Below are 21,649 nucleotides of genomic sequence, written 5' to 3'. Positions count from 1 at the left end.
CATTTATGGATGCATTTTCTCAAGCCTGCTACCTCATGGGGGTGGGCTATGAATTTATCAGTTTTGACGGCCAATTAACGCGCTTTGACGATGCTGTACGCAAAAGTGCTTTAACGGCTATGGGCGTTGAAGCTGACAACACTGAGGCGTTGCACGCACTTAATTTTGAACTTGATGCAAAGCCGTGGACGCGTTTGGTCGAACCCATTACTTTGGTTGAGCTCAACACCCCGAGTTTTACAATTAATGTGAGTGAGGCGCAGTATCACCAGGGCATTGCCATGGTCAGTGTGTTACTCAAAAACGACCAACAAACGCGCTGGCAATTTAATATCAGCGACGGGCGAGTTATTGGTGATTATGTGATTGCTGATAGCCGCTACGTAAAGCTGAGTTTTTCACTACCACATATCGACATTACCTGTGGCTTTTATGATGCGGTGGTGCGCTGCGCCGACCAATTAGAGCATACCCAAGTTTGGTTAACGCCCGAGCACGCGTACAACCAATCCCTTAGTACCAAGCGTCAAGTTGGTCTGTCGTGTGGCCTGTACACTTTACCTACACAAACAGGCGTTGGTATTGGTGATTTTGATGACTTAGAAAAGTTATTAGTAAGTGCAGCGACAGTGGGCATAGATTACGTGCTATTAAACCCGCTGCATCTACTCGATACCCAAAAGCCAGATGCGGCTAGTCCTTATAGTCCGTTGAGCCGATTATTACTTCATCCTTTATATATCAGCATTGTGCGCAGCGAAGATTGCGACGCGCAATTGGCAACAAAAGTGGCAAAGGCGCACGCGGATTACCTGCGTGACTCAGATACACAATGGTTGAACTACAAAAGAGTGTATGAACTCAAGTGGCCACTACTTGAGCAGTTATTTTGTCATTTCAAAGCACACGCCAGTACCGAGAGACGGGCGCAGTTCACGCAATTCAAAAAAACGAATCAGGTTGCACTAGCAACACTACCCAAAGGCAGCGGTGAGTTTGAACACTATTTGCAATGGCAAGCGTGGACGCAACGTCAGCAGTGCCAGAACGTGGCCAAGCACTATGGCATGCAAATTGGGTTGGTGAATGACTTAGCGGTAGGCGTCACTAAAAGTAGCGGTGAATACGACAATTTCGCTGAACAATTTACCCAAGGTGCTGAAATTGGTGCACCACCGGATGCGTTTGCTCGTCATGGTCAAAATTGGGGTATGCCAGCACTGCATCCAAAGCGCATGGCAGACAATCAATTTAATTATTTTAGAAGCTTGCTTGCGGCCAATATGAAAGATGTTGGCGCACTGCGTATCGATCATGTTATGGCGCTTCGACGGGTGTGGTGGTGTTTATCGCAGCAAAGTGGCTGTTATGTGTATTACCCGTTTGAGCACTTGTTATCAGCGGTCAAAATATTAAGTCACCAATATCAGTGCAGTGTCATCGGTGAAGATCTTGGGGTTGTGCCTCAAGAGGTGGGTGAGGCACTAGCAAACGCGAAAATAGCTTCAAACACCGTGTATTACTTTGAACAAGAGCACGATGCGTTTATCCCGCCGGAGCAATTAAAACAACTAACCTTATTGATGATCAGCAATCACGACTTACCGCCATTTGCCAGTTGGTGGCGAGGTGGTGATATTGAGCAAGCTCAAAAACTTGCCTTAATCAATGATGAGCTGGCACAACGGCTGCAAAATGAGCGCGAAATTGTGCGTCAGCGTATGTTGAAGCTGTTGCAAAGTCGAGATTATGCAGTGTCTTTAGGCAGTGAGCCAATTGCGATATACAATGCGCTTTGCACTGTGCTGGCAAAATCAAACTGCCAATTACTAACGCTACAACTTGATGATTTAGATGGACAAAATATAGCGTTGAATGTACCAGGTACAGACACGCAATACCCTAATTGGCGCCGTTTGTTGAGTAAACATGGGTGGCAAATACTGGCCAACAATGACGCATTATTAAAAGAATTAAATAGGCAAAGAAATGGCTGAATCTAGAATTTGTGAAATATCGTTACTCGACTTAAATGCTGCTGTTGATGCACTTGAGCGTGCAGAAGTGGGTGAGCCAAGAAGTGTTTTAGGTCACCAATGTATTGATGGTAACTGGTATATCGTTGCGTTCAAACCAGGAGCGCTGGAGCTTGAGGTGGTGTTTGACGACCAAAGTGTCAGTGCACAGCGCTACAAAGACACGGCATTGTTCCTGGCTGCGACGACAGAAGTATTTAAACCCTATGAGTTGTGTATTACGTACCCCGGCACTAAAGAACAGAGTAAAGATCCCTTCTCGCTGCCACTGGGCATCAGTGCTGCGGATTTATTTTACTATCGCCAAGGGCAAGAACAGCAGGCTCAGCGTCACTTTGGCGCGCATGTTATGGACATTGATGGGGTCACAGGTGTGCGCTTTAGCGTATGGGCACCCAATGCCAAAGCACTGAGCGTTATTGGTGATTTTAATGAGTGGGATGCGCGACAGTACCCAATGGCCCGTGTTGAAGACAGCGGTGTGTGGGCTATTTTTATTCCTCATGTGCAAGTTGGAGCCCATTACAAATACCATATTCACAGTGCCACTGGTGAGCGTTTAGAAAAATCAGACCCATATGCGCGCGCCATGGAAAAACCACCGGCAACAGCCTCAATTGTCTGTGCACCTGAGCATAGCATTGAGCTTGACGCCGAGTTTTATCAAGCCAGAGAGCGTCGTAATGCCGTGGATGCACCGATTAGCATTTACGAGGTGCATCTAGGTTCGTGGCGTCGCACGTTAGAGAACGAATACTTAAGCTATCGCGATTTAGCAGAGCAATTGATCCCCTATGTCAAAGAGATGGGCTTTACCCATATTCAAGTGATGCCAATAAGTGAGTTTCCATTTGATGGCTCATGGGGATATCAGTGTGTAGGCTTATTCGCACCCACTTCGCGCTTTGGCGACCCTGACGATTTTGCCTACTTTTGTGCCCAATGTCGGGAAAATGATTTAGGTTTACTGATCGATTGGGTGCCGGGGCACTTTCCAAGTGACGCACATGGTTTAGCTCGTTTCGATGGCACGCATTTGTATGAGCACGCTGATAAACGTCAAGGATATCATCCTGATTGGCATACCTATATTTACAACTATGACCGCCAAGAAGTGCGCAGTTTTTTAGTGTCTAACGCAAACTACTGGTTAGAACAATATGCCGTGGATGGTCTTCGAGTTGATGCGGTGGCGTCCATGTTATATCTCGATTACAGCCGCCAAGCTGGTGAGTGGTTGCCCAACGAACATGGTGGTCGAGAAAACCTCGGAGCCATTGCCTGTCTACAGCAAGCAAACAGTGTGTGTTATGCACGCAATCAAGGCGTGATGATGGTGGCTGAAGAGTCTACTGCCTGGCCGGGGGTTACCCGCCCAGTAGATACAGGCGGTTTAGGCTTCGGTTATAAATGGAACATGGGCTGGATGAATGACAGCCTGCGCTATATGGCGTTAGACCCGATTTATCGTCAACATCATCACCATGAAATGACCTTTTCTATCGTGTATGCGTTTAGCGAGAATTATGTATTGCCATTGAGTCATGACGAGGTTGTGCATGGTAAAGGCTCGTTGGTGAATAAAATGCCGGGCGACATGTGGCAAAAATGCGCAAATTTGCGCGCTTATTTTGGCTTCATGTGGGCGCATCCGGGGAAGAAACTGCTGTTTATGGGCGGCGAATTTGCACAAGTCAAAGAGTGGAACCACGACCAATCTTTGGATTGGCATTTACTTGAGCAAGACAATCACCAAGGTGTACAGCAATGGGTTAAAGCTCTCAATCACGTATACACTGCGCACCGTGCACTGCATGATAATGACAATGATCACAGCGGTTTCATGTGGCTTGACGGTGATAATAGCGCGCACAGTATTTATAGTTTTGTCAGAGTGGCTAAAGAGGCCACGCAAAAAGTCATCACAGTTGTTAACTTCACCCCTCAAGTACGCCATGAATACCGTTTGGGAGTGCCCGATGCTGGCAAGTATCGGGTGCTACTGAACAGTGATCATGCTCAATTTGGTGGCAGTGATGTGCACGTGATTGCCGATGAAAGCACACCAATTGAGGCTGTTGCACAGCCATGGCACGGTCAAGAATATTCGATAACGTTGAGCATTCCACCGCTATCTACTGTGTATTTGCTGTGGGAGAGAGAATGTGACTAGTTTGACCTTTCGCAAAGGACATACAGACGTCATGGGCGCCACAGTGAATGAGCAAGGTGTCAATTTTTGCTTGTTCGCGCAACACGCTGATGCTGTTTATGTATGTTTGTTTGACGAATCTGGTCATACGGAAGTGGCTCGCATTGGCTTAACGAAGGCAGAAGCCGGGCTTTGGCATGTGCAAATAGACGGAATCACGCAAGGGCAGTTATATGGTTACCGTGTTGCCGGTCCTTTTGCTCCAGCACAAGGGCATTTGCATAACAGCAATAAACTCGTGTTAGACCCATATAGCTATGCGATACACGGGGAGTTTACACAAAGCGCTCGTCATCAAGTCATGGATGAAATGGGCAAGCTATGTAGCTTTGATAACGCCCATTTAATGCCCAAGAGTGTGGTTGTGCAAAGTTCACTCTTTGATGCACCGCGCCCTAAGCGAGCATGGGCAGACACGGTGATTTATGAGTGTCACCCAAAAGGATGGTCGGCTCGTAATGAAGAAATTGCCCCACATTTGCGTGGTACCTATGGTGCACTCGCAACCCCCACATTTATTGACCACGTAAAGTCTCTTGGGGTAACGGCGGTAGAACTCATGCCGGTGCAGCAATTTATCAGTGAGCCGTTTCTTGAGCCATTAGAATTGAGTAACTACTGGGGCTATAACACCCTGAGTTATTTCGCTGTTCACAATGGTTACGCCCTCAGTGACCCCATTTCAGAATTTAAACACATGGTGAGTGTGTTGCACCAACATGACTTGGAAGTCATTGTTGATGTGGTTTACAACCACACCAGTGAAGGTGGCTTGCAGGGGCCTTGTTGTCACCTGCGCGCCATTGATAATGCCAGCTATTATCGTCTTGATGCACAGGGTCATTACATCAATGATACGGGCTGTGGCAATACGGTTGCTTCTGAGCATCCGCAGGTACTGCGACTTATCATGGATAGTTTGCGCTACTGGTATCAGGTGTTAGGTGTTGATGGCTTTCGCTTCGACTTGGGGACCATCTTGGGTCGCGATGAGCACGGCTTTAATGCCCGTCACGCCTTCTTTCAGGCAATAGAACAAGATCCTATTTTACGAAACGCCAAATTGATTGCAGAACCGTGGGATATTGGCCCCGGTGGCTATCAATTGGGTGGATTTGCGCCGCCTTGGCGCCAATGGAATGATCAATATCGCGATGTTGTACGCCGTTTTTGGCGAGGCGATAACGACATGCTTGGAGAATTAGCGCGACGTCTGCACGGGTCGGCAGACATTTTCGCTAATCGTGCCCCAAGCAGCTCGGTTAACTTCATTGTAAGTCACGATGGCTATACCTTAGCTGATTTAGTCAGCTACGAACAAAAGCACAACGAGGCGAACGGTGAACACAACCGTGATGGCCACAACGCCAATTACAGCCGTAATTATGGTGTTGAGGGAATGAGTCAAGACCCAAAAATAAAAGCATTACGACTTAAAGCACAAAAGAACTTGCTGTTGAGTTTGTTGCTTTCAAAAGGCGTTCCCATGCTCAGCGCAGGCTGCGAGATGGGCCACTCGCAAGGTGGTAATAACAATGCCTATTGTCAGGACAATAACATCAGTTGGTTATCGTGGAATCATCTCAGTAAGTACCATCCTCTTTCTTTGTTTATCAGTGATTTACAGCGAGTTCGCAATACCTTCGCGTTTTTCAAGCACGATGAATACGTTCATGACACTGATACGCGATTTGAATTAGGTTGGTATCGACCAGACGGGACGTTAATGCAAAGTGCTGATTGGCATGATAAGCAACTACACACATTGGTTCATACAGTCATCGATACGTTGACCTCGGATAGAATCTGTTTAGTTATGCATCGTGGTCAATCACCATTGTCCATGGCTTTACCTATACTACCTGAGCAAGAAGGCCAACCTTGGCACTTGCTGTGTAGTAGTGAAGACAAAGCTCAGATACAAGAACTCAGTGCGCAGTTACAACACAGTAGCACATCTGAATTATTACTGACCCCTTGCAGTAGTTGGGTATTTAGTAATGTTCAATGGCACGAAATGACAGGGTAAACACAATGACAACATCAGGCAATGTATGCCATCCAGTAGATTGGCAAGATGCGCCAACACTGGACACCGAGACGTTAGCTGACGATTTAGCGCGCCATTTTCACTATACCTTGGGCCGCGACAAAGTCGGGGAGTCGCAACATTATTTATACCAAGCGCTGGCATTGACGATTCGTGACCGCTTGGTATCGCGAATGCGTCAAACTCGTGAGGACAACAGTAAGAAACGTTCGGTCGCGTACTTATCTCTCGAATTCTTAATTGGTCGCAGTCTTAACAACGCTATTTTGAATCTTGAAATGGAACAAGAGGTAAAACAAGCACTGGCAAATTATTGCGCAGAACTAGAGCGTGTTGGCGAAGCAGAGCATGACGCAGGCTTAGGTAATGGTGGCCTTGGACGGCTAGCTGCATGTTTCTTAGATAGCTGTGCAGCCATGGCGTTACCGGTTACAGGCTATGGTATTCGTTATGAATACGGCATGTTTAATCAGCGTATCGATAACGGCTATCAGATAGAGCAGCCCGATCACTGGTTACGTGAAGGCCATCCTTGGGAATTACCTGCACCAGATAAAACCGTGCGCGTGAAGTTCTTTGGTCATGTTGCTGTGCACAAAGACGAGCAGGGGCGTTTGCACCGCGAGTGGGTGGATACTCATGATGTGTATGCTGTGCCTTATGACGTACCCGTACCAGGGTGTGGTAATGATGTGGTTAACACTTTGCGCCTGTGGAAAAGTGAAGCGACGGATGAATTCGATTTAAGTGAGTTCAATGCGGGTGGCTACGCAGAAGCCGTGGCGAAAAAGAACCTCGCCGAGCAAATTTCTATGGTGTTGTATCCAAATGACGCGTCTGAAAACGGCAAAGAGCTGCGTCTTCGCCAGCAATATTTCTTATGCAGTGCATCACTACAAGACCGTATTAATCGTTGGATTGAGCTTAATGGCGAGGATTTCACTGAGTTCGCTGATTATCACGTATTCCAGCTTAACGACACTCACCCGAGTATTGCGGTAGCTGAACTAATGCGTTTGCTTATTGATGAGCACAAATTAGATTGGCAACAAGCGTGGGACATCACCACTAAAACGATGGCATACACTAACCATACCTTGCTTCCTGAAGCGTTGGAAAAGTGGTCTGTGGCGTTATTCCAACGTTTGCTGCCGCGTTTGATGGAAATTATTTATGAAATCAACGCGCGATTCTTGACAGAAGTTGCGAAGAAGTGGCCCGGTTGCAGTGATAAACAGCGCGCACTTTCTTTGATTGAAGAAGGCCCATACCCACAAGTGCGTATGGCTTATTTAGCGATTGTCGGCAGCTTCTCCGTCAATGGGGTTGCAGCACTGCACAGTAAACTGCTGGTGGAGCGGCTATTTAAAGATTTTTATGAGCTGTGGCCACATAAGTTCAACAATAAAACGAACGGTGTTACGCCTCGTCGTTGGTTGGCCCATTGTAACCCGCAGCTGGCCCAGTTATTGACAGAGAATATTGGTCAAACATGGGTTAAAGACTTTTCACAGATCAGCAAAATTAAAGATTACGTTAATGACAGTAAGTTCACGGCGCAGTGGGCAAAGGTTAAGCGTGATAACAAATTAAAGTTATGTGAACTGGTACAAAAGCACTGTGGTGTCGAGTTTGACGCCGACATGATGTTTGATGTGCAAGTAAAACGAATTCATGAATACAAACGTCAGTTGTTGAACATTCTCCACGTTATCCATCTCTATCGTCGCATTTGTGATGGTGATACGCAGGGGATGGTACCGCGCTGTGTGCTCATCGGTGGTAAAGCGGCACCGGGTTATGACATGGCGAAGCAAATAATTAAGCTTATTTGTAACGTGGCTAAAACGGTTAATGATGACCCTCGCGCGCAGCCATGGCTCAGAGTCGCGTTTTTACCTAATTACAACGTCACGGCAATGGAAACGATTTGCCCAGCGGCAGATTTGTCAGAGCAAATCTCTACAGCAGGTAAAGAAGCATCAGGCACAGGTAACATGAAGTTCATGATGAATGGTGCACTAACCATAGGCACGCTTGATGGCGCGAATGTGGAAATGCTAGAAGCACTAGGTGGTGAAGACTTCTTTGTGTTTGGTGCACAAGTTGAAGAAGTTGACGCCATTCGTGCGAACTACAATGCCCAAGAAATTATTAATAATGACAAAAACTTAAGCGCAGTCATTGCGCTACTTGAGAGTGGTCATTTTAATTTATGCGAACCGGGTATCTTCAATTCAATTTTGTATGTATTGAAATCAGACTCAGATCCTTGGTTAACCTGTTACGACTTTGCTTCGTATGTGCAGGCACAAGAACAAGTAAGTGCAGCATATCAAAACAAAGCGCGTTGGACGCAAATGAGTGTATTAAACACCGCCGCATCTGGCACGTTCTCAAGCGATAGAACCATCGCCCAATACAGCCAAGAAATATGGCAGTTACAACACACTAGCAACAGCGAAGGAGAATAATATGTCTAGTTCTAGAAGCCGCTACATCAGTACACTAACGCGAGATACGTATGCGCTAATTCTCGCCGGTGGCCGTGGCTCACGATTACATGAACTGACGGATTGGCGAGCGAAGCCAGCTGTTTATTTTGGCGGAAAACACCGAATCATCGACTTCCCGCTATCAAACTGCATCAATTCAGGGATCCGCCGTGTTGGTGTGGCAACACAATACAAGTCGCACTCGTTAATTCGTCACGTTAACCGTGCGTGGGGTCACTTTAAGAAAGAATTGGGTGAGTCAGTTGAGATCCTGCCAGCATCACAACGTTATGGTGATGATTGGTATAACGGTACAGCCGATGCGGTATTTCAAAATATGGATATTATCCGCCACGAGTTGCCAAGCTACGTGATGATCCTATCAGGAGATCACGTATATCGTATGGACTATGGCCAATTACTTGCGAAACACGTTGAAAATGGCGCTGACATGACAGTGTGTTGCATCGAAGTGGATACCGATGTAGCAGCAGGTGCGTTTGGGGTCATGACGGTTGATGAACAAAACCGTGTACGTCGTTTTGATGAGAAACCCGCTGAACCAAATGAAATTCCGGGCAAGCCTGGACGTTGTTTGGCGTCAATGGGTAACTATGTATTCAATACTGAGTTCTTGTTCGAGCAATTGCGCCGTGATGCACAAACTGATGGGTCGGGCCGTGATTTTGGTCACGATATTATCCCAGCAATTATCGATAAGCATCAGGTGTTTGCGTTTCCATTTAGCGAGCCAGGTCATGCTGGCGCGCCATCAGATGAATCTGAACAGCCTTACTGGCGTGATGTAGGTACGCTCGATTCATTCTGGGAGGCAAATATGGAATTGGTCTCTCCTGAGCCTAAATTGGATTTATACGACCCAACGTGGCCAATTTGGACATACCAAGAACAACTTCCACCTGCGAAATTCATTTTCGATGACGATGACCGTCGTGGTATGGCTGTGGACTCAACGGTTTCTGGTGGGTGTATCATCTCCGGTTCAACAGTGCGCAAATCCTTATTGTTCTCAAATGTTTACGTACATTCATTCTGTGAAATTGAGGAATCTGTTATTTTGCCAGGTGCGGTTATTCACCGAAACTGTCAAATTAAGCGCGCGATCATCGACCGCAGCTGCGAAATCCCAGAAGGTATGCAAATCGGTATCGACCATGAGCAAGATGTGCACAATGGATTTAGAGTGTCGAAAAATGGCATCGTTTTGGTAACGCGTGATATGCTAAACGCATTAGCGCAAAAGTAATTCCAATATAATCAAGAGCGTAAGAAGCCAATGAGTGCAGTATTATTTGTTAGTGCCGAGAGTAGTAGTCTTAAAGGTGGTAAGGTTGGTGGCGTTGCCGATGTCGTAGGCGATGTATCAAAAGCCTTAGCAAATCAGGGACTGACGGTACATGTAGTGTTACCCGAGTATCAATGCTTAGAGCTTGAGCAACGTGAACACTGTATGGAGTTTACCGTTAATTTTGCCTCAGAGTATTTACAAATAAACTTATATCGCGTCGCACAACGCGATGGGGTGACCCATTATGTAGTGAGTCACCCTTGGCTAAATAGCGAGCACATCTATCATGACGATGCAGATGGCCGTCCTTTTGCCGCTGATGCAAGTAAATTTGCGTTATTTTCATTGGCGGTGGCTGAGGCGATTAATCACGATGCGTTTGGTCATTTAGATGTGCTACACCTACACGACTGGCATGCGGCATCTTTAGCTGTTTTGCGTGCTTACGCGCCTCAATATCAAAAACTGAAATCACTTCGCACTGTTTACACAGTCCATAATTTGGCATTGCAGGGGACGCGTCCATTCTCAGGTGATCATTCTTCGTTGCAGCATTGGTATTCGTGGTTAGGCTATGATGGCGAACGTATATGCGACCGTCGTTTTATGCATTGTTATAACCCGATGCGCGCTGGTTTACAGCTTAGCGATACCGTACATGTGGTGTCGCCGACGTATGTTGATGAAGTGATGCAAGCAAGCGACCCTAGTCGCGGTTTCATCGGTGGTGAAGGGTTGGAACATGACCTCCAACAAGCGCATACGCAAGGTCGTTTGATAGGTATTCTTAATGGCTGTGATTACGAGACGAAACAGCCTCGATATACCCCCGAGGATATGTGGTCTTTGAGTGAGAATGCTTTGTTAAGCTGGATGTCAAAGCACGCACTGTTGCCGAGTAATCATTACATTGCGCATGTACGTGCTCAACAATGGCAGCGAGACGGCATCACCCCTTGGTTAACGTCTGTTGGGCGGATCACTGACCAAAAAGTGGCATTGTTAGCGCAGACATATCAGGGCAAGTTGGTGATTGATCATGTTCTGAGCATACTGGCAAAGCATGGTAAAACCTGCATGATTTTGGGATCGGGCGATGGTTATTATGAAAAGGTTTTTAATGAGGCCATGGGACGTCACACGAACCTGATCTTCTTTAATGGCTTTGCACTGCAATTAGGTGATGCGATTTATCAACTCGGCGAGTTATTCTTTATGCCGAGCTCTTTTGAGCCCTGTGGGATCAGTCAAATGTTGGCGATGCGCAGTGGTACGCCGTGTTTGGTGCATGGTGTGGGGGGATTGAAAGATACTGTAAAGCTCAACGATAACGGCTTTGTATTTACTGGTGACTCTGTTGAAGGTCAAATTGCGGCGATGTTAGCAACTCTGGAGCAGTCGCTCACGATGTTTGAAAGCAAGCCAAAGCAATGGGCACACGTGTGTAAAAGTGCAAAAGCAAGTCGCTTTACGTGGGATGATGCAGCAAGTTCATACTTAAAACAGCTGTATATGCTTAACAGTTAAACCGTGTTAAAAGAGGTCGATGTCACCTTGGTTGGCCTCTTTCATTCCTTGCTGTCCTAAACGCCCTTCGCTCATCAGTTCCTCAAAAAAATGCATTTGGTCTCTGCCGTTCTCCTTAGCAAAATAAAGGGCTTTATCAGCATTTTCTAAAACGTTAATAGGATAGTCATAAGGGCTGACCTTAGTAACGCCTATGCTTAAGGTAAGTTTGGTAATAAAAGGGAACGTGGTGGTACGAATGTGTTCAATAAACAGTTCAAGCTTAGTGCGAATATCTTCTTTTAAACTTGGCTCGAACAACATCACGAATTCTTCACCGCCAAATCTAAACATGAGGTCGGTTGCCCTGAAAAATCCGCGCATTTGTTGCGCTAATATAAGCAATACTTCGTCGCCACATACATGTCCGTAGGTATCATTTACATCTTTAAAATGATCTATATCAACCATAGCCAACCACGCAGTACTCTCTGGATGAGTCTTGCTTAAATCTTTGCTTTTACGCGCTAATTTGCGATTAACTATCTGTTTCTCTAAAAGCTTTTTAAACTTGTTTTCGAAAGTTTGACGATTCAGCAGGCCCGTGAGCTTATCGCGTTCGTTTTCATTTAAGATAGTGAGGTAGTTCTCGTATATTCGACAAAAAGCATTGAGTAGCACCTGCTGATTGGACGTCAGTGGCTTGCCGACGATTTTTATCGCCACAACCGGCTTATCAAACAGCGAAATTGGCAACCAGCGTGATTCAATGCCTTGGTTATTTTGTACGGTGATAATGCACGCCGATTTCAAACAGGAAATTAATTCATCGTCTGGATCGGTCTCTATGACATTATCTTCCCAGTGATATTTTTTATCAGTAGAGCAATTGAGTGACAAACTGCGTTCGATGATCCTTTGTTCCGAGTTTTGCAGGTCTTTATAAACAGCGACTTCATTGCATTGCACAAACTCGTGTAACGTTGTCACCAGCGAGTATTCGAGCGAATTGACGTCTCGTGTTTTTGTAAGATTAATGACCGAATTGAGCACATTTTCTTGCATGCATCGTGACCTTATTACCACATCGCTGAACGTGACGTTTAGACTGGAGTTAACTTTTGTACCTTAAGTATAGTAAAAATAATGCGCTGTGGTTTGAAGCGGGAAGAGCGTGTGCTGTAAAACAAAAAAGCCTGCTTGGTGCAGGCTTTTAAAAGAGCAAATTGGTATTTAGCTATTTTCTATTGCATATTGTTTGCATGATTCTGTGTCTTGGCACTCGCCGTACAGATACAAGGAGTGGTTAGTTAACTTGATACCATTTGTTTGTGCAATTTCTAGTTGGCGTTGCTCAATCAAATCATCTTCAAATTCAACTACACGTCCACACTTTAAGCACACAAGGTGATCGTGGTGTGTCGAACCAGCAAGTTCAAAAACCGACTTTCCACCTTCGAAGTGGTGGCGAGTAACAATACCTGCATCGTCAAATTGGTTCAGTACACGGTAGACCGTGGCAAGACCGATCTCTTCACTGTTATCAAGCAGGATTTTGTATACATCTTCAGCACTGATGTGTTGATTATCAGGTGATTGCAGTATTTCGAGAATTTTTACTCGGGGAAGGGTGACCTTCAGGCCTGCTTTTTTAAGCTCTAAATTATGATCAGTCATTCAACTTGTTCTCAATTTTAATTTTTATGCACTTTTCGCTGATTTAGCTGTGCTTTTCGACGCGTATTTAGAGAGTAAGAATAACGTGCTTAGCACTTGGGTGTAAAGGTTAGTTACACCCAAGCGTTGAGATATTAGTCAGCAAGCTCACTGAGGCACATTTCTTCAAAGATTTGTGCGCACCATTGTTTCACGCGCTGCTCTGTTAGCTCTGGTTGTCTGTCTTCGTCGATACCAAGACCAACAAAGTGATTGTCATCAGCCATGCCTTTAGATGCTTCAAAGTCATAGCCCTCAGTTGACCAATGGCCCACTACAATTGCGCCACGCTCAGTGATGATGTCGTTGACCATCCCCATCGCATCTAGGAAGTACTCGGCGTAGTCTTCTTGGTCACCACAGCCGAAAATAGCGCACAATTTACCGTCGAAGTCGATTTCTTCTAACTCAGGGAAAAAGTCATCCCAGTCGCATTGTGCCTCGCCATAGTACCAAGTAGGAATACCGAATAGCAGTAAATCGAATTCTGCAATCTCTTCCTTAGAGCTTTTAGCGATGTCGTGTACAGCAACTAAATTCTTACCTAGCTCTTTTTGGATCATCTTTGCGACGTGCTCAGTGTTGCCTGTGTCGCTGCCAAAAAATATACCTACACTTGCCATGAATAAATAACCTTTTAAGTATCTATAGCCAATCGTTCTTGCAAAATTGTTTCAATCAACGCACTGCGGCTAATATTTTGCGCATCTGCCATATCATTTAACGCCTGATACAGCTCTGACGAAACTTTAAACTCTACGCGTTTCAACCCACGTGCTTTATCACGCTTGAGCTGATTACGCTTATTAACCTTTAACTGCAACTCTCGTGGCAGAGGGTTGGTCTTAGGGCGACCAGGGCGTCGCTCATACTCGAATAAATCGAGTGTTGTTCTATCTAACTCCGACTTCGCCATGGTTATCCCACACCTGCGCCTTGCCAAAATACTTGAATAAGGCCTTTAGCAATAAAGCCTGAACAGCCAAGAAACAACACCAACCACACAACATAACGACCAAATTTAGGCACGTTGCCTTTTTTTAGTACGTCTTGAATCGCCATGCCGATGAAAAAAAAGATGCCAGCAAGGCCAAAGTACAACCCAAGGGTATCCAGTCCAGTGATAAATTGGTCGACCATCTACTGCTACCTATCTATAAAACGGCGCGCATTGTAGCACATAAAAATTGAATAATTTAGGCCATAATTACGCATTTATCGGGCCTAATTATAGGCTTTATTCAACATATAAATCTTGATACAGATTAACGTGTTAAAAAATCGACAATGGATTTATTCACTGCAGCGGGTTTTTGCGCATGCAGCCAATGCCCAGCACCTTGGATTACCTTTGCTTTTGCATTGGGGAAAAGCGTCATTATTTGTTCGCGATGCTCGCTAAGGATGTAATCAGAATCAGCACCTTTGATGAAAAGTGTATCACATGAACATGTGCTCTCACTGTCTGGTTGTGCCAGTATATTTGGATATTGTGCTGCGATGACAGGCAAGTTAAATTGCCAAGCTAAAGTGCCATCATCCACCTTTGTTAAGCTTTTTGCCAAAAACTGGCGTACGCCAGCTTCGTCGACATACTCTGTCATAATGGTGTCTGCTTGGGCGCGTGAGGTGATTGACGATTTAGCCACCGCGTGGAGCGCCTCAATGATTGCATCATGACGTGGATGATAGGAAACCGGAGCAATGTCCAGTACCACGAGTTTATTGACGCGTTGGGCGCAATTGAGAGCTACTTGCATTGCAACTTTCCCACCCATTGAGTGCCCAACAAGGTGTGCGTGAGAAACGTTGAGCTCATCCATTAGCGCCACGATGTCGCTACTCATGGCGCTGTAGTCCATCGTATCGCTATGAAACGACGAGCCATGATTGCGCACATCAACATTAATTACATCAAAGTGTTCAGCTAAAGCGCGAGCAACCACTTTAAGATTATCTAATGAGCCAAATAAGCCATGAATCACTATCACGGTTGGGGCAGTTTCTGGCGATAGTCCTGTTCGTTGGTAATTAAGAAGCATGTGAAATAGCAGCGATTGATTGTCAAAGCCCAAATTGTGCAGAGCGCGCCCTCATTTTGCAACTCTTTAGCGTCACAAAGTTTGTTGTGGCACTGTCTTTAGCAAATGCATTGGCTTTATTGAAATATCTTCATGATGCATTTTCTGGGCGATGACATTACGCTTTGCAATTATCAACCTGTGTTTGTGTGTGTACACAAAGCGCGTCAATTGCGCTAATTACACTGTTTTCACGCTCGTAAGTTGAAGGCATTAAGGAGGCGGATTTTGTACGCGCGTGTTAGGCGACATTAAAACGCACCGTAGCGACAAAGTGATTGATAACCAAGGCATTGACGTAAGCGCTGTGATACTTGAAAATCTGTACCTAATAATTGTATGCCCTAGCTTATTAAGGTAAGTTGGGTATAATTCTGCATTGTATGAATGACATGGCAGTAGTGACAGGAAAATCATGAAGAAAATAGAGATAGACGACGAGCTTTATCAGTACATCGCAAGCAATACGCAAAGTATAGGTGAAAGCGCTTCGACGATATTGCGTCGTTTATTAAATCTGCAATCTATCGATGCACAACCTACCGACAAACCAGTAGTAGAAGAACAAAAACAAGAAACTGAAGCTATTACCCAAGAACAACCCCCTGTACAGCAGAGCCAATCTCAGCGCTCAGTGTTCGATATTCTTAATAAAGAAGAATTAGCGATGCAAAAAGGGGTGGTAGGACGATTTTTGTTTATCCTTGCTGCGTTTCACCGTAGCCATAAAGCGACTTTTGATCGCGTCTTATCTATTAAAGGCCGTGATCGTCGTTACTTTGCCACGAGTAAAGAAGAGCTACAGGCAAGTGGCAGCAGCTTGAATCCAAAGAACATTGAAGACAGTCCGTACTGGGTGATGACCAACTCAAATACAACACGCAAGAAAATGATGTTGCATGAGGTGGCACTGGAATTGGGCTATTCAAAAGAACAAGCAGAAATTATTCGCGATTATCTATAAGTAAAAAGGAGCCATGCATGGCAGTTCACCCAAACGCTGGAAAACCTGCGCCGCAATCACAACTAGTCAATATTCCCCAGTTGATGAGTGCATATTATTTACACGAGCCTGATGTTGAACAATATCCAGAGCATCGTGTTGCATTTGGTACATCTGGCCACCGTGGGTGCTCCTTAAATACACAGTTTAATGAATCACATATACTTGCGATTACCCAAGCAATCTGTGATTACCGCAAGCAAAATAATATCTTTGGCCCGTTATTCTTGGGTAAAGACACTCATGCATTATCAGAAGCTGCATTTAATTCAGCAATCGAAGTGCTGGTAGCGAATGAAGTGCAAGTGATCACCCAAGAAGGTGGCGATTTCACGCCAACACCTGTGATCAGTCATGCCGTTGTAAGCCATAATCTAGCGAACCCAAATGAGCTTGCAGACGGGATTGTCGTGACGCCTTCACACAATCCGCCAGAAGACGGTGGTTTTAAATATAATCCACCTAATGGTGGCCCTGCGGACACTGACGTTACAAAGTGGATTGAAGATAGAGCAAACCAGCTACTTGCTGAAGACTTGGTAGAAGTTGAACTATTTCCATATGTGAAAGCAAAGCGCAGTGGCTTTATCAAGTATGTAGATATGAAAACGCCTTATATCAATGATTTAGAAAATGTTGTTGATATGCAGGCAATTGCTCAATCTGGCCTCAGTTTGGGGATTGATCCACTTGGTGGCTCGGGTATTAATTTCTGGCCACAAATTGCGCAGCATTATGGTTTGAACCTGACTGTTGTAAACGACATAGTCGATCCACGTTTTGCGTTCATGCCGCAAGATAAAGACGGCAAAATCCGTATGGATTGTTCGTCACCATTTGCCATGACTAACTTAATTGGCTTAAAAGATGATTATGATATTGGTATTGGTAACGACCCTGACTTCGACCGTCATGGCATTGTAACTAAAGATGGATTAATGAATCCTAACCATTTCCTCGCTGTGGCGATTGATTACTTAACAACACACCGCAACTGGGGTAGTGATGTTAAAGTTGGCAAAACGCTTGTATCGAGTGCCATCATCGACAAGGTTGTGGCAAGCCATAACAAGGAACTGGTGGAAGTGCCTGTTGGTATGAAGTGGTTTGTTGATGGCCTTGCCGATAACAGTATCTGCTTTGGTGGTGAGGAAAGTGCAGGGGCAACCTTCTTACGTAAAGATGGTACAACCTGGTGCACAGACAAAGATGGTTTCATCATGGGTCTGTTAGCAGCAGAAATTTTAGCGGTGACCGGTAAATCGCCATCACAGTATTACCAAGAACTTGTCGCTAAATTTGGATCGCCTCTGTACAAACGTATTGATGCACCAGCAAATGCACAACAAAAAGCGAAGCTAAAAGATTTAAGTGCTGACGATATTACAGAAACAGAATTAGCGGGTGACGCTATTATTGCTAAGCTCACACATGCTCCGGGTAACGGCGCGGCTATTGGTGGTTTAAAGGTAGTAACAGAGAGTGGCTGGTTTGCAGCTCGCCCATCAGGGACCGAAGATATCTATAAAATATACTTTGAATCGTTCAAGGGTGAAGCTCACTTAAATGAACTTGAGAAGGCAGCTGTTGCTCTTGTTAACAACGCCATTGCTTAAATACAATAGCTATTGATAAAGCCAGTCTCATGACTGGCTTTTTAATATGTCATAATTATCACACTCTGAATTCAGACTCTCACTAAGGATTTTTATGTATTTACAACGTCTTAAAGACACTGGAGATTTTCTCTCAATTACCCGTGAAAATGAATTTAACTTGTCGCCAGAGCAGTTCACGCTTGGTGATGGCACCGTTGTAAAGGTCCTTGACACAGGGGTTATAGAATTTACTCCGCAAAACCCAGGCAATAAAGATTTCGTATTCTCCAGTGCAGTGCATGGCAACGAAACTGCGCCTATCGAAATTTGCGATGAACTGATCAAAGCTATTATCAGCGGCACAATTACACTAGCGCATCGCGTTATGTTCATCTTTGGTAATCCAAAGTCAATAAACATAGGTGAGCGCTTTGTTGATGAGAACCTCAATCGCTTGTTTTGCGGCAAACACAGCGTGGGTGAGGTTAGCAATCCCGAGCGCGAACGGGCAAAGAAGCTCGAACAATACGTCGAACAGTTCTTTATGAGTCATGGTGAAGGTCGATATCGTGCGCACTATGATTTGCACACGGCGATCCGCGACTCAAAGAATGAAAAGTTTGCTGTGTATCCATTTTTACACGGTAAACCACACAAGCGTGAACAATTGCAGTTCCTCGTTAGCTGTGGCGTCCAAACGGTATTGTTGATGGCTGAGCCGGCATCAACGTTTAGTTACTTTTCATCGAAGACCTTTGGGGCTGATGCCTTCACCATCGAATTAGGTAAAGTACGCCCATTCGGTGAAAATGACATGAGCCGTTTTGAGCAGGCAAAAAGTACACTCGAAGCATTAATTACTCAGGAGTCTGTGCAATATCCTGACCTTAAAGCGGAAGATGTGGAATTGTTTGCAGTGTATCGCACCATCAATCGTACTCACGAAACGTTTTCATTTACTTTTGACGATAACGTGCCTAATTTCACTGGTTTTGCCAAAGGGGAATTGCTGGGCATTGATGGTGAACAAGAAATACGCGCCGAAGTCGACGGTGAAGCAATTATTTTCCCCAACGCGAAAGTTGCGCTAGGGCAGCGTGCGCTACTTACAGTAATCCCTACCGAACTGTCTGAAGATTTTATCTGATCTGACCACTGCGCTCTGTAATTGCTATTATTTTCAGTAGCTTACAGAGCGTACACTGAACTTGCCACAGGCTATTTATCAATGATGCAATTATTCAACTATCATTAGTTGAATATACGTTGACGTTGACGTAAAGTGGCGGCAGCATAATTTACGCTAGGCGAAATGTGTAGAAATATTATTCTACATATGATTCACCCTTGAATTGTTTATTACCTATTTAGGGTAGAATCTACAGTAACAATAAAAACCACTCGCCCGGCGACATGACAACAAAAGAAGGGAAGGTTATGACTAACCCCAATAACGTTTCGTTGAACATTAGTCACGAATTTGCGTTTATCGATACGCACGCACTGAGCATTCCAACTTATCAAGTTCTCAATGAACAAGGCGTAGTTGCACAGGGTGCTCAAGTCCCAGATATTGACAAAGAAACTGCACTGAGAATTTACGACACCATGCGTTTTATTCGCGCTTTGGATGAACGTATGCAAGCTGCACAACGTCAGGGCCGAGTAAGTTTCTACATGCAATGTCTTGGTGAAGAGGCCGCGGTGACAGCCAGTGCTGCCGCGCTTGATGATAAAGATATGATCATGGCCCAATACCGAGAGCAAGCAGCATTGCGTTACCGCGGTTTCACCCTCGAACAGTTTATGAACCAAATGTTCTCAAACGAAAAGGATCTGGGTAAAGGCCGTCAAATGCCAATCCACTATGGCTCTAATGAGCTTAACTATATGACCATCTCATCGCCACTAGGTACGCAAATTCCGCAAGCAACGGGTTATGCGTATGGTCAGAAGATTAAGCACATCAACAAAGAAACCCAAGAGTTAGAAAGCACGATTGATAATGTGACTATCTGCTATTTTGGTGAAGGTGCAGCGTCTGAAGGTGACTTCCATGCGGGCATGAACATGGCCGCGGTGCATAAATCACCCGTTATTTTCTTTGCTCGAAACAATGGTTACGCCATTTCAACACCTGCCGAAGAGCAATTTGCCGGTGACGGTATTGCCTCTCGCGGTGTTGGTTATGGTATCAAAACCATCCGTGTTGATGGTGCGGATGCGCTGGCAGTTTACGCCGCGACAAAGGCTGCCCGAGAGCATGCAACAACGACCGGCGAGCCTGTGTTAATTGAATCAATCGCCTATCGCCTAGGTGCGCACTCTACGTCAGATGATCCAAGTGGCTATCGTTCAAAAGACGAAGAAGCCAGTTTCCGTGAAAACTGTCCTGTACAGCGTTTTCGTACGTGGTTGTTGGCTAAAGGCTGGTTAGATGAAAAAGAAGACGAGCAAGTCAAAGAGAAAATTCGCGAAGAGATTCTTGATGCACTAAAAGTCGCTGAAAAAGTAGCTAAGCCAGCACTTGAAGAATTAGTGAGTGATGTGTACGACACGCCAATCCCAAGTCTTCAAGCACAATACGAGCAACTTAAAGAGCACATTAAGAAATACCCAGAAGCGTATCCAACGACAGCAGGGAGAATCAAATAATGAAAACAATGAACATGCTCCATGCCATTAACTCTGCCCTTGACATCACAATGGCAGAGAACGATCACGCGTGTATCTTCGGTGAAGACGTGGGATATTTCGGTGGTGTATTCCGTGCTACCTCGGGTTTACAAGAAAAATATGGTAAGCACCGTGTATTCAACACGCCGCTGACTGAGCAGGGGATCGCTGGTTTTGCCAATGGTCTTGCTGCGTTTGGCGCGCCGGCAATTGCAGAAATTCAATTTGCTGATTATATCTTCCCTGCGTTCGACCAAATTGTGAACGAGTCTGCTAAATTCCGTTATCGTAGTGGTAACGAGTTCAACGTAGGCAACTTAACGATTCGTACTCCTTATGGTGGTGGTATTGCTGGTGGTTTGTATCACTCGCAGTCACCGGAAGCCTACTTTGCGCACACGCCAGGTTTGAAGATTGTAGTACCACGTGACCCTTATCAAGCAAAAGGTCTGTTACGTGCAGCGATTAAAGATGATAACCCGGTTATTTTCTTCGAACCTAAGCGTTTATATCGTGCATCAGTGGGTGAAGTGCCTGAAGAGGATTACACCATTGAACTGGGTAAAGCTGAGGTTGTACAAGAAGGTAAAGACGTCACTGTACTTGCTTGGGGTGCGCAGATGGAGATCATCAGTGCCGCGGCTGAAAAAGCCAAAGAGCATGGTATCAGTGTTGAAGTAATTGACTTGCGTAGTATTTTACCTTGGGACGTTGAGACCGTTGCCAATTCAGTGAAAAAGACAGGTCGTTTAGTGGTCAGTCACGAAGCACCTATCACTAATGGCTTTGGTGCTGAGATTGTTGCGACTATTCAACAAGAGTGTTTCTTACACCTTGAGTCGCCAATCGCGCGTGTGTGTGGTCTTGATACGCCATACCCACTGGCACTGGAGAAAGAATATATCCCTGATGCTTTGAAAGTATTTGAAGCCATCAAGAACGCAGTTGAGTTTTAAGGGGCACTGAC

17 protein-coding genes are annotated in these 21,649 nt (G+C 45.2%); 11 read left to right on the top strand and 6 right to left on the bottom strand.

Annotation, left to right across the window (positions count from 1 at the left end):
* The first annotated feature begins 5 nt into the window (after window positions 1–5).
* The 6 genes from malQ to AAEU32_RS13190 are packed head-to-tail and all read left to right on the top strand — an operon-like array spanning window position 6 to window position 11,629.
* Window positions 6–1,997 carry a 4-alpha-glucanotransferase gene (malQ, locus tag AAEU32_RS13215; RefSeq protein ID WP_421971006.1) on the top strand — a complete coding sequence of 664 codons (1,992 nt, stop codon included), beginning with the start codon at window positions 6–8 and terminating at the stop codon, window positions 1,995–1,997.
* Complete coding sequence (glgB, locus tag AAEU32_RS13210; protein ID WP_421971005.1) at window positions 1,990–4,209, top strand: 1,4-alpha-glucan branching protein GlgB; 2,220 nt, start codon at window positions 1,990–1,992, stop codon at window positions 4,207–4,209. Before malQ ends, glgB begins: the two co-directional genes overlap by 8 nt.
* Entirely contained in the window at window positions 4,202–6,277 is a 2,076-nt protein-coding gene (gene glgX / locus AAEU32_RS13205) for a glycogen debranching protein GlgX (protein WP_421971004.1), read from the top strand. Before glgB ends, glgX begins: the two co-directional genes overlap by 8 nt.
* A 5-nt stretch (window positions 6,278–6,282) precedes the next feature.
* Window positions 6,283–8,772: a glycogen/starch/alpha-glucan phosphorylase gene (locus AAEU32_RS13200; RefSeq protein ID WP_421971003.1), complete on the top strand. Its 2,490-nt coding sequence runs from the start codon at window positions 6,283–6,285 to the stop codon at window positions 8,770–8,772.
* Window position 8,773: 1 nt separating this feature from the next.
* Window positions 8,774–10,060, top strand: coding sequence for a glucose-1-phosphate adenylyltransferase (glgC, locus tag AAEU32_RS13195; RefSeq protein ID WP_421971002.1), 1,287 nt, complete (start codon window positions 8,774–8,776; stop codon window positions 10,058–10,060).
* A gap of 30 nt (window positions 10,061–10,090) precedes the next feature.
* Complete coding sequence (locus tag AAEU32_RS13190) at window positions 10,091–11,629, top strand: glycogen synthase (RefSeq protein WP_421971001.1); 1,539 nt, start codon at window positions 10,091–10,093, stop codon at window positions 11,627–11,629.
* A 6-nt stretch (window positions 11,630–11,635) separates the two neighbouring features.
* Here the strand turns inward: AAEU32_RS13190 and AAEU32_RS13185 are convergent, their stop codons facing one another.
* The 6 genes from AAEU32_RS13185 to AAEU32_RS13160 form a co-directional block, all read right to left on the bottom strand.
* Entirely contained in the window at window positions 11,636–12,673 is a 1,038-nt protein-coding gene (locus AAEU32_RS13185) for a GGDEF domain-containing protein (protein ID WP_421971000.1), read from the bottom strand.
* A gap of 168 nt (window positions 12,674–12,841) precedes the next feature.
* A complete protein-coding gene (gene fur, locus AAEU32_RS13180; protein ID WP_421970999.1) occupies window positions 12,842–13,285 on the bottom strand; it encodes a ferric iron uptake transcriptional regulator in 444 nt (147 codons plus the stop codon).
* A 134-nt stretch (window positions 13,286–13,419) separates the two neighbouring features.
* Window positions 13,420–13,947: a flavodoxin FldA gene (fldA, locus tag AAEU32_RS13175; RefSeq protein WP_421970998.1), complete on the bottom strand. Its 528-nt coding sequence runs from the start codon at window positions 13,945–13,947 to the stop codon at window positions 13,420–13,422.
* 14 nt (window positions 13,948–13,961) lie between these two features.
* Window positions 13,962–14,240, bottom strand: a complete 279-nt coding sequence (gene ybfE, locus AAEU32_RS13170) for a LexA regulated protein (RefSeq protein WP_022946544.1) — start codon at window positions 14,238–14,240, stop codon at window positions 13,962–13,964.
* A 2-nt stretch (window positions 14,241–14,242) separates the two neighbouring features.
* Window positions 14,243–14,464 (bottom strand): DUF2788 domain-containing protein, encoded by a 222-nt coding sequence (locus AAEU32_RS13165; RefSeq protein WP_421970997.1) that lies wholly within the window; start codon window positions 14,462–14,464, stop codon window positions 14,243–14,245.
* Window positions 14,465–14,589: 125 nt separating this feature from the next.
* Window positions 14,590–15,366: an alpha/beta fold hydrolase gene (locus AAEU32_RS13160; RefSeq protein ID WP_421970996.1), complete on the bottom strand. Its 777-nt coding sequence runs from the start codon at window positions 15,364–15,366 to the stop codon at window positions 14,590–14,592.
* Between the two features lie 454 nt (window positions 15,367–15,820).
* Here AAEU32_RS13160 and seqA point away from each other — a divergent pair, with 454 nt between their 5' ends.
* From seqA to AAEU32_RS13135, 5 genes are all read left to right on the top strand, one after another.
* Window positions 15,821–16,369 carry a replication initiation negative regulator SeqA gene (seqA, locus tag AAEU32_RS13155; protein ID WP_421970995.1) on the top strand — a complete coding sequence of 183 codons (549 nt, stop codon included), beginning with the start codon at window positions 15,821–15,823 and terminating at the stop codon, window positions 16,367–16,369.
* 17 nt (window positions 16,370–16,386) lie between these two features.
* Window positions 16,387–18,024 (top strand): phosphoglucomutase (alpha-D-glucose-1,6-bisphosphate-dependent), encoded by a 1,638-nt coding sequence (gene pgm / locus AAEU32_RS13150; protein ID WP_421970994.1) that lies wholly within the window; start codon window positions 16,387–16,389, stop codon window positions 18,022–18,024.
* A gap of 94 nt (window positions 18,025–18,118) precedes the next feature.
* A complete protein-coding gene (gene astE / locus AAEU32_RS13145) occupies window positions 18,119–19,153 on the top strand; it encodes a succinylglutamate desuccinylase (protein ID WP_421970993.1) in 1,035 nt (344 codons plus the stop codon).
* Window positions 19,154–19,443: 290 nt separating this feature from the next.
* Window positions 19,444–20,661, top strand: a complete 1,218-nt coding sequence (locus AAEU32_RS13140; RefSeq protein ID WP_421970992.1) for a thiamine pyrophosphate-dependent dehydrogenase E1 component subunit alpha — start codon at window positions 19,444–19,446, stop codon at window positions 20,659–20,661.
* On the top strand, window positions 20,661–21,638 hold the full coding sequence (locus AAEU32_RS13135) for an alpha-ketoacid dehydrogenase subunit beta (protein ID WP_421970991.1): 978 nt from the start codon (window positions 20,661–20,663) through the stop codon (window positions 21,636–21,638). The genes AAEU32_RS13140 and AAEU32_RS13135 overlap by 1 nt, the downstream gene beginning before the upstream one ends.
* The last annotated feature ends 11 nt before the right edge of the window (window positions 21,639–21,649 follow it).

The organism is Pseudoalteromonas maris (assembly GCF_049257235.1).
Taxonomy (GTDB): Bacteria; Pseudomonadota; Gammaproteobacteria; order Enterobacterales; family Alteromonadaceae; genus Pseudoalteromonas.
The sequence above is the reverse complement of the archived record's forward strand: the minus strand, read 5'-3'. Positions and strand labels throughout refer to the sequence as shown.

Coding starts and splice junctions, on each gene's coding strand:
- malQ (WP_421971006.1), top strand. CDS start 6: ATGGATGCATTTTCTCAAGCCTGCTACCTCATGGGGGTGGGCTATGAA.
- glgB (WP_421971005.1), top strand. CDS start 1,990: ATGGCTGAATCTAGAATTTGTGAAATATCGTTACTCGACTTAAATGCT.
- AAEU32_RS13200 (WP_421971003.1), top strand. CDS start 6,283: ATGACAACATCAGGCAATGTATGCCATCCAGTAGATTGGCAAGATGCG.
- glgC (WP_421971002.1), top strand. CDS start 8,774: ATGTCTAGTTCTAGAAGCCGCTACATCAGTACACTAACGCGAGATACG.
- AAEU32_RS13190 (WP_421971001.1), top strand. CDS start 10,091: ATGAGTGCAGTATTATTTGTTAGTGCCGAGAGTAGTAGTCTTAAAGGT.
- AAEU32_RS13185 (WP_421971000.1), bottom strand. CDS start 12,673: ATGCAAGAAAATGTGCTCAATTCGGTCATTAATCTTACAAAAACACGA.
- fur (WP_421970999.1), bottom strand. CDS start 13,285: ATGACTGATCATAATTTAGAGCTTAAAAAAGCAGGCCTGAAGGTCACC.
- fldA (WP_421970998.1), bottom strand. CDS start 13,947: ATGGCAAGTGTAGGTATATTTTTTGGCAGCGACACAGGCAACACTGAG.
- ybfE (WP_022946544.1), bottom strand. CDS start 14,240: ATGGCGAAGTCGGAGTTAGATAGAACAACACTCGATTTATTCGAGTAT.
- AAEU32_RS13165 (WP_421970997.1), bottom strand. CDS start 14,464: ATGGTCGACCAATTTATCACTGGACTGGATACCCTTGGGTTGTACTTT.
- AAEU32_RS13160 (WP_421970996.1), bottom strand. CDS start 15,366: ATGCTTCTTAATTACCAACGAACAGGACTATCGCCAGAAACTGCCCCA.
- seqA (WP_421970995.1), top strand. CDS start 15,821: ATGAAGAAAATAGAGATAGACGACGAGCTTTATCAGTACATCGCAAGC.
- pgm (WP_421970994.1), top strand. CDS start 16,387: ATGGCAGTTCACCCAAACGCTGGAAAACCTGCGCCGCAATCACAACTA.
- astE (WP_421970993.1), top strand. CDS start 18,119: ATGTATTTACAACGTCTTAAAGACACTGGAGATTTTCTCTCAATTACC.
- AAEU32_RS13140 (WP_421970992.1), top strand. CDS start 19,444: ATGACTAACCCCAATAACGTTTCGTTGAACATTAGTCACGAATTTGCG.
- AAEU32_RS13135 (WP_421970991.1), top strand. CDS start 20,661: ATGAAAACAATGAACATGCTCCATGCCATTAACTCTGCCCTTGACATC.